Source organism: Endozoicomonas sp., from assembly GCF_031844845.1.
Lineage (GTDB): Bacteria > Pseudomonadota > Gammaproteobacteria > Pseudomonadales > Endozoicomonadaceae > Endozoicomonas.
This window is the reverse complement of sequence record NZ_JAVRMB020000129.1, coordinates 1-7,594: the sequence shown is the minus strand read 5'-3', so window position 1 is coordinate 7,594 and position 7,594 is coordinate 1. Positions and strand designations below refer to the sequence as shown.

The 7,594-nt window shown below is 51.0% G+C and carries 8 protein-coding genes; 2 read left to right on the top strand and 6 right to left on the bottom strand.

Features of this window, described 5'->3' with window-relative positions; genetic code table 11:
• A partial coding sequence (locus RM811_RS06525) for a CobW family GTP-binding protein (RefSeq protein WP_402522053.1) occupies positions 1 to 796 on the top strand: 796 nt, incomplete at its 5' end.
• Between the two features lie 480 nt (positions 797 to 1,276).
• A complete protein-coding gene (locus RM811_RS06520; protein WP_402522050.1) occupies positions 1,277 to 1,732 on the top strand; it encodes a hypothetical protein in 456 nt (151 codons plus the stop codon).
• Here the strand turns inward: RM811_RS06520 and RM811_RS06515 are convergent.
• The 6 genes from RM811_RS06515 to RM811_RS06490 all read right to left on the bottom strand — a co-directional run.
• A complete protein-coding gene (locus tag RM811_RS06515) occupies positions 1,706 to 2,422 on the bottom strand; it encodes a sulfite exporter TauE/SafE family protein (RefSeq protein WP_402522049.1) in 717 nt (238 codons plus the stop codon). The two genes, RM811_RS06520 and RM811_RS06515, sit on opposite strands and share 27 nt — an antisense overlap.
• Positions 2,423 to 2,442: 20 nt before the next feature.
• Positions 2,443 to 2,622 (bottom strand): cbb3-type cytochrome oxidase assembly protein CcoS, encoded by a 180-nt coding sequence (gene ccoS / locus RM811_RS06510; protein WP_402522047.1) that lies wholly within the window; start codon positions 2,620 to 2,622, stop codon positions 2,443 to 2,445.
• Positions 2,623 to 2,724: 102 nt separating this feature from the next.
• Positions 2,725 to 5,211, bottom strand: coding sequence for a heavy metal translocating P-type ATPase (locus RM811_RS06505; RefSeq protein ID WP_402522045.1), 2,487 nt, complete (start codon positions 5,209 to 5,211; stop codon positions 2,725 to 2,727).
• Positions 5,211 to 5,789: a FixH family protein gene (locus RM811_RS06500; RefSeq protein ID WP_402522042.1), complete on the bottom strand. Its 579-nt coding sequence runs from the start codon at positions 5,787 to 5,789 to the stop codon at positions 5,211 to 5,213. Before RM811_RS06500 ends, RM811_RS06505 begins: the two co-directional genes overlap by 1 nt.
• A gap of 1 nt (position 5,790) precedes the next feature.
• On the bottom strand, positions 5,791 to 7,197 hold the full coding sequence (gene ccoG / locus RM811_RS06495; RefSeq protein WP_402522040.1) for a cytochrome c oxidase accessory protein CcoG: 1,407 nt from the start codon (positions 7,195 to 7,197) through the stop codon (positions 5,791 to 5,793).
• 129 nt (positions 7,198 to 7,326) lie between these two features.
• The coding region (locus RM811_RS06490; RefSeq protein ID WP_402522038.1) for a c-type cytochrome at positions 7,327 to 7,594 on the bottom strand (268 nt) is incomplete at its 5' end.

Here is a 7,594-nt window from a genome sequence, read left to right as displayed (position 1 = left end):
AGATGTGTATAAGAGACAGGGTCTCAACATGCTGATTGCCCGCAGTAAGCCGGACCGACTGTTAATTGAGCCAACAGGACTGGGGCATCCACAGGAAATTATCAATACCCTTAAAGGCGAATATTATCAGGCGATTCTTAGTCTTGATGCCAGCATCTGTCTGGTGGATCCCCGTAACCTTGGAGACGCTCGTTATCTGGAAAATGATAACTTCCGGGATCAGATCCATCTGGCCGATGTGCTGGTCGCCAATAAAACGGACTTGTGCAGTGAAGAGGACAAAAAACGGTTCGAGCAGTTTGCAACAAAACTGCCGGAGCCAAAACCTCTGACCCGCTGGGTTAAACAGGGAGAGTTATCCAGTGAGTGGCTGAACCTTCCCCACCTGGATCGTATGCCGGTAAACCCCAAGGCTCATCACACCGTTGATCAAGACAACCACCAGCACCCGGAAGCATCATTTGAAATGAGCCTGCCGGAAAACCAGCTGTTTCTCCGTAGAGAAAATAAAGGTCAGAATCATTTCAGCTGTGGCTGGCTATTTTCGGAACATGCCTCTTTCTCATTTGACCGACTGTTTTCACTGATTCACTCTCAGAATGTCCAGCGTTTAAAAGCCGTTGCCAAAACTGATCAGGGCGTTAAAGGGTTTAATATGCAGAATGGAGTGGTCAGCGTTATAGAGATTGAAGAAAGTCCGGATAGCCGGTTGGAAATTATCAGCAGCTCGCTTATGGATTGGGACTCCTTTGAGTCCCAGCTTCAGGCAACCATCATACACAAGCCATCGGCATAAACTGGTTGGTAATTTATGATGCAAATCAGTCTTGCCTGCCTCAGTACCATATTGAGCAGGATCTCGGGCAGATGGGTGGCTACGGTGCGCTTAGGAGCTGTCACGAAATAACTTCCTCTTCATCACGAAGGAAGAAAGTCTTTTCTCTGTGTCTCTGTGGTGAGCAAAATAGGGAAATTATTAACGGATAATTCCTAAGGCTGTCAACAGAAGTTAAACCTAAATTCAGCAGTTGAACTTCATAAAATCGTGGAAACCCTTGTAGGAGTAATGTTTCGGTGATTTATAGTGCTCACCCATTGGGTGAAGCACCAAAACCCACTAAACCTTTGCATTGTAAGGGCTACAGCACCAATTCAGTTTTTAACTGCTGAATTTAGGTTAAATGTACCCAGGGCGACTCTTCGGTTGTTTGGAACTTTCGGGAAAAAAGAAGGTCAATATTGGACAGGAAGTCTGGTTTATCCAATAAGGTGAGTTATGCCTCGAGTAAATGCTGGTGGTTTTGTTGTGGCGGCTAATCAACCTTTGAAAGAGGGGGCTGTGGTTAAGAAGGCTCAATTCAAAAGCACCATTTATGTGGTAAATAATTTTCAAACGTTACCACGGTACAGGTTAAGAGATGGTGAGGATAGGCCGCTGTGCGGGCGGGCTGATATCCTATCAGCCCGGGAGGTTCGGTCTTTGCCTGATGGCACCAAGGTTACAATTATTAAACACCAAAGGCCTGCTTCTACGAGTATTCGAGATGCCGGTGATCACCGGGCTCCACAACAACCTACACCTGACAGTGAGTCCAGACCTCAGGAGGCCGAAGTAAGTTGCACTCATTTTGTTGACTATCTTCCGGCACTGCCGCTGCAATTTCGTTCGGAAGACAGAGGTTTATTGCAGGCGTTAGATGATGAACTAAGTAAAGCTGATTACATGGTGTAAGACTGACATCAACCATTTTTGATGCGCTCCCGGCATGGACCACAAACCAAACAGTATAATCATCAAACCCGCCAGATTACGGGTAATACTAGCCTGGATAATACCACTCAGTTGTCGTGAAAATGCCCCCAGCAAGAATACCGAAGGTATCGTTCCGAGACCAAATGAGGCCATCAGAAGTGCGCCCTGAATGGGTTGTCCCTGGGTAGCGCTCCATGCCAGAGAACTGTATACCAGACCACAGGGCAGCCAGCCCCAGAGCATGCCAACGGCCAGTGCATTGGGAAAACTCTTTATGGGAAGTATAGTTTTTGCCATGGGTTGAATATGTTTCCAAAGCTTGTGACCGACTTTTTCCAGATGGGTCAGACCGCGCCACCAACCGGTCAGGTAGAGTCCCATGGCGATCAGCATGATGGCCGCGAAATAACGAAGCCCCATCTTTATTCCCGGGCTGATACCTCCCAGGTACCAGCCAATACCGGCCAGCAGAAAACCAGCGATAGCATAGCTCGATATCCGTCCCAAGTGATAGGCCAGCATCAGCCAGAAAATCCGGGTTCGGGATTTTCCTGCCAGAGACAGGCTGAGTGCAGAGGTAATGCCGCCACACATGCCAATACAGTGGACGCTGCCCAGAACGCCCAGTGTCAGCGCTGAAATCAGGGTGGGTACTTCATTGATGGTCATGCGTTACAGCCTTGTATGTGCTACTTCGTTTTATTATCGCTTGCTGATGCTTTCGAGCGTTGAGGCTCGTCGAAGAGAATGCTGTGAGCAGGTCCCTCGAGATCATCAAACTGACCATCGTCCACTGCCCAGAAGAACACTTTGATAGCGACTGTAATCAGGACCAGAGCCAGCGGGATAAGGATAATCAGGCTTTCCATTTGTTTACACCTCGTTCCCACGGTCTGCGTGGGAATGCATACGGGGGGGCGACAACCTCAGAACATGGGAGCGAACATGATTTCCAGATAGGCTTTCCATATTTAAACCATTACTTCTGCGTTTAAGGGAGCAGGAGTCCCGACTGAAGACAGTGGTTGCGCAGGCGCGCTGGATTTATTTAGCTGCAGGGCATTGGCAACCACAATCAGTGAGCTGAGTGCCATACCGGTAGCGGCCATCCATGGGGCAATCATACCGGCTGCTGCCAGGGGCAGGGCGGCCAGATTATAACCAAGAGCCCAGACCAGATTCTGGCGAATGATTTTACGGGTCTTTATGGTCAGGTTAAAGGCATCAGCCAGCCGTTCAAGGTTGCCGGAGATCAGCACGGCATCGGCACTGGTGCGGGCAAGATCGGATGCGTTGCCCATCGCTATGGAGATATCGGCACCTGCAAGAACCGGTACGTCATTGATGCCATCGCCGACCATCAGAACCTTATGTCCCTGTTGCTGCAGTTCCTGAATAAATGACAGCTTTTCATCCGGGCTGCTTTCAGACTTCCAGTGACGTATACCCAATGTCTCTGCCGTTGCTGCAACCACGGGTTCGGCATCGCCGCTGAGGAGCCAGACGTTTTTGCCCATTTCATGTAATCGCCGGACAGTGGTTACCGCTTCAGGGCGCAGGCTGTCGGTAATTTGGAACCAGCAGAGTGGGTGTTTGCTATCAGCCAGAAGCAGCCATTGACCTTCAAGTTTTGGCGGGGTCAGGTTTGTAGATGGATGGGCAAAGTCAGGCTTGCCAATTCGGTATTGAATTTTGCCAATCGTTCCTTTAATACCTTTGCCCGGATGGTTCTTTACATCGCAGGCCTGTTGAGGAGCGGAACCGCTTCCCTGAAGGGTAAATGCTCTGGCAATGGGGTGTTCTGAATGCGCTTCCAGAGCAGATGCCAGCTGGACAAGTTCATTCTGTGAGTGTTTGCAGTGGTCTAATGGCATTACCTGAGTCAGTGAGAGCTCACCTTTGGTCAATGTGCCGGTTTTATCAAAGATCACATGGTCAATGGATTGAAGGCCTTCCAGAACATGGCTGCGGGTAACCAGCAGGCCAAGGCGGTGCAAATAGCCGGTGGCGGCGGTCAGTGCGGCGGGAGTGGCCAGAGAAAGGGCGCAGGGGCAGGTGACTACCAGTACCGAAAGGGTAACCCAGAAGGCATCTTCCGGTGCGATACCAGACCATCCCCAATAGACGACAATTGCCACCAGAAGCACACAGGCAACAAACCAGCTGGCGACTTTATCCGCCAGTCTGGCAATGGCTGGTTTATCCTGCTGTGCTCTTTGCAGAAGCTGGATAATCCCGGCTACCCGGGTTTGCTCGCCAACGTTCGTGACCTTGATTTCAACCGGGTGATCCACATTGATACTGCTACACAACAGGGTGTCCCCCTGGTGTTTTTCAATGGGCAGATACTCTCCGGTGAGCATGGCTTCATTAACGCTGGTGGTGCCTGTCAACAGAATACCGTCGGCGGGTATGGCATCACCGGGCAGGATTCTGACAAGATCATCGATTTGCAGGTCGGCAACCGGGACTCGTACATACTGACCATTGATTTGTTTCAGGCAGCTTGGGGGCAGCAGATTGGTGAGAGCCCTGGCGGCCCTGGCGGTAGCGTGACGTGCCCGTAGTTCCAGATAGCGCCCGGTCAGCAGAAAGAAGGTAAACATGGAGACCGAGTCGTAATAGACCTCGCCGCCGCCGCTGATAAAGGTCGCCCAGAGACTGGCCAGATAAGCACCGCCAATGGCGATTGAAACCGGGACATCCATGCCCAGGTGTCGTATTTTGATATCCCGCCATGCGGCTTTAAAGAAAGGCGCGGCGGCATAAAACACCACGGGGGTTGCAACAATGGCGCTGACAATCCGGATCAAATCCCGATAGATTTCCGGCATATCATTGCTGATGGCACCGGAATAAAGGGCAATGGCGTACATCATTACCTGCATGGCACCCAGTCCGGAAACAGCCAGTCGTCGTATAGAAGCGCGGTTTTCTTTTTTCAGCAAAACTTCCTGATGATCCGCCCGCCAGGGAAAGGCTTTATAGCCGATGCGGTGGATTTCCAGAAGGATGCTGCTGAGGGGAATTGTGTCGTTCTGCCAGGTAATCTGCGCTTCATGGGTGCTTAAATTAACATTGACCCGCTCCACTCCGGGAAGGGCTTCCAGATGATTTTCTAATAGCCAGACACAGGCCGCACAGGTGATGCCATCAATGAGCAGGCTGGCTATGTGTTGATGATCACTATCATTAGATTGTCGTACAAAATCTTTCTGAATATCCTCGCGATCATAGATCAGCAACTCTTCCTGAAGACGCTGGTTCAGATCGGAGACCTGTGGCGCATTCTCTGTCCGGTGCTGGTAATAGCCCGCCAGACCACCGGCGACAATGGCTTCCGTGACTGCTTTACAGCCAGGGCAGCACATGGGTTGCTCTGTTCCTTCAACTTCTGCGAAAAACAGTGCCGGGTCAGTGACCGGCAGTGCGCAATGAAAGCAGTGCGTATTGGTCATCAGGCCTCTGGATTTTTCAGGAGTATCGGTGTTCCCGGGGATACCTGTGCTTCCAGGGTTATTTTCCAGCCAGACTGGTAGCCGACCTCGGGAATCATCAGGTCTTCGGTTTCCAGTTGCAGGTAGTAACGACCGGTAACGGCTTGTTCCAACTGACCCACATAAACGGGTTCGTTGCTGTTGTCGCTAAAGGAGCGATTCAGGGTAATGATTTTGTCCTGACTCTGGAATGCCGGTGATAAAAAGCTGAGTTTTAATTGTTCTGGCCATTTTTCCAACGACTGTTCAGAGGTGCCACGAACGGTCAGCCTGACCTCGCCAATCAACTCATCGATGATCATCATCCCTTCAATGCCCAGTGTTCTGGCATTTTTAATACGGGTCATGTCCTGATTGATGGCCTTGCCATTTTTGTAGTAGTCAGCAATAACGACACTGTCCTTGTAGGTAAAGGCGGTATAAAGCTGAACGCCCCCCCAGGCAAACGTCACCAGTAGAATGCCGACGATGTACCATGCCCAGGGTTCACGGTGCCAGGGGGTAAATGGTTCTTTATGGGTTGAGATGGGTTGTGTCATTTTACCGCTTGTCCTTAGATTGTCCGGGAACCATAAAGCGACTCTCTGTCGTAATGGCCTTCAGGCCGGGCTGGCTGGAGGTGATGCTGAAACGTATCGGTCGGGTGATGGGTGCACCGTTAATTAACGGAGCGATCACTCTGACGATTTCCTGCTCGACACTGCCAGGCTCTACAACAATGGTCGTTTTTCCCGCTATTTTCAGATTTTCAATACCTGCTACCTGTATCTGGATTGTGTGAGCCTGCTGGTCTTTGTTGGCAATTTTCAGAGTGTAGATATTTTCTATCTGCTGATCATTGATGGCCCGATAAAGGACATTTCGATCCCTCAATGCCTCCAGCTCCAGGGGAACCCGTTGACTCAGGGTGAAGAAAAACAGGCTAATCATAATGACCAGTGCCGAGCCATACCCGAGCAAACGGGGGCTGAGCCAATGGGGGGCATGGCCGGTCAGCTGGTTTTCGGTAGTGTAGCGAATCAGTCCCTGGTCGTAGCCCATCTTGTCCATGATGGTGTCACAGGCATCAATACAGGCAGCGCAGCCAATGCACTGGTATTGCAGGCCATCACGGATATCAATGCCGGTGGGGCAGACCTGAACGCAGACGGTGCAGTCTACGCAGTCGCCCAGCCCCCTGTTTTTCGGGTCTGCGCTTTTTTTGCGGGGGCCCCGCTGCTCGCCACGTTTCTGGTCGTAGGCAACCACTAAGGTGTCGTTATCAAACATGACACTCTGAAAGCGGGCGTAAGGGCACATATGGATGCAGACCTGTTCTCTCAGATAGCCCGCATTGCCATAGGTAGCAAGGGTGAAGAAACCCAGCCAGAAAATGCCCCAGGGTGTTACATCAAAGGTGGCGACCGCCATAACCAGTTGGCGAACCGGGATGAAGTAGCCAACGAAGGTCAGGGCGGTAGTAAAGGCAATGGTCAGCCATAGGATGTGTTTGGCACTTTTTCGCAGAAACTTTTCCGTGGACATCGGTGTTTTGTCCAGCTTCATTCTGCGGTTGCGCTCACCTTCGGTAATGCGCTCTGCCCACATAAAAACCCAGGTGAATACACTTTGAGGACAGGTATAACCACACCAGATGCGTCCGGCGTAGGCGGTCAGGGCGAACAGGCCAAAGGCACAGATGATCAGCAGCCAGGAGAGCAGAATGAAATCCTGGGGCCAGAACGTAGTGTTGAATATATGGAATTGTCGGGCGGGAAGGTCAAACAGAATTGCCTGACGTCCATTGACGTTTATCCAGCAGGTGCCAAAGAACAGTAGAAAAAGGAAGGTGCCACCGGCAAGGCGCCAGTTTCTGAAGCGACCGGAAAAGCTGCGCGTGTATATTTTCTCGGGCTTCTGGTAGAGGTCGATCAGCTCCGGTTCTTGATTGGCGTTGTGTGTGTTCATAGAGCCTAAATTTGCCGGTGAAGTTTTTACTGCTTTTTTACCACAGTACCCTTGGGGCATAAAAGGCGCAGAGGTCACAGAGAAGTGCTTTTTTCTTTACTCTGTGACCTCTGCGCCTCTGTGGTAAAACTACTCTGACTTATGGGTCAGGCTGTATATATAGGCGGTCACCAGATGAACTTTCTCTTCACCGAGAATCTTATGCCAGCCCGGCATTACGCCATTACGTCCCTGGCGAATGGTGTATTCCACCTGCGTCTGGCTGGAGCCATAAAGCCAGATATTGTTGGTCAGGTTGGGCGCACCCAGAGCGAAGTTGCCAGTACCATCGGCGTTATGACAAACGGCGCAAGTCGTATTAAATATCTGCTTGCCTGAGTCCAGGTCGTCCTGACTC

Excerpts from the sequence above, each read along its gene's own strand:
- RM811_RS06515 (WP_402522049.1), bottom strand. The coding sequence starts at position 2,422 with ATGACCATCAATGAAGTACCCACCCTGATTTCAGCGCTGACACTGGGC.
- ccoG (WP_402522040.1), bottom strand. The coding sequence starts at position 7,197 with ATGAACACACACAACGCCAATCAAGAACCGGAGCTGATCGACCTCTAC.
- RM811_RS06500 (WP_402522042.1), bottom strand. The coding sequence starts at position 5,789 with ATGACACAACCCATCTCAACCCATAAAGAACCATTTACCCCCTGGCAC.
- ccoS (WP_402522047.1), bottom strand. The coding sequence starts at position 2,622 with ATGGAAAGCCTGATTATCCTTATCCCGCTGGCTCTGGTCCTGATTACA.
- RM811_RS06520 (WP_402522050.1), top strand. The coding sequence starts at position 1,277 with ATGCCTCGAGTAAATGCTGGTGGTTTTGTTGTGGCGGCTAATCAACCT.
- RM811_RS06505 (WP_402522045.1), bottom strand. The coding sequence starts at position 5,211 with ATGACCAATACGCACTGCTTTCATTGCGCACTGCCGGTCACTGACCCG.